This window comes from Anaerococcus sp. HMSC075B03, from assembly GCF_001815585.1.
Lineage (GTDB): Bacteria > Bacillota > Clostridia > Tissierellales > Peptoniphilaceae > Anaerococcus > Anaerococcus vaginalis.
Map to the genome: position 1 here is coordinate 90,388 of NZ_KV821193.1, position 332 is coordinate 90,719.

A 332-nucleotide genomic window follows, 5' to 3' on the forward strand; every position below is an offset into this window, starting at 1 on the left:
AAAAGATTGAATTAAATGTCTAGCCAAAACGGTACCTTTAGTATCATTATCTTCTCGAGTTTTCAAAAATTGAATATGGGCAGTAGATGGATGACAGTTAAATGAGGATACCAACATTTTCTCATCGGTTTTTTCACTCTTAGTAATGTAGTCTATTGCTAAATTTAGAGTTGATTTTATAGGATGTATTTTTGTAATTGCCATACTAATCACCAGAACTTTCTTTTGATTTATTAAGAAGTAGGGAATGGATCTGCCATATTTCTCTTGATAATTTTTCTATCTGATTATTCATTGATTCAATTTCATTTTTGTAAATAACACCAGTTGTA

Annotated in this window: 1 protein-coding gene and 1 pseudogene; both read right to left on the bottom strand. The window is 29.2% G+C overall.

The window, feature by feature from the left end:
* A partial coding sequence (locus HMPREF3045_RS09520; protein ID WP_373880585.1) for a relaxase/mobilization nuclease domain-containing protein occupies window positions 1-204 on the bottom strand: 204 nt, incomplete at its 3' end.
* Between the two features lies 1 nt (window position 205).
* Window positions 206-332 (bottom strand): annotated as a pseudogene (locus tag HMPREF3045_RS09525) (mobilization protein); the annotation flags it as partial.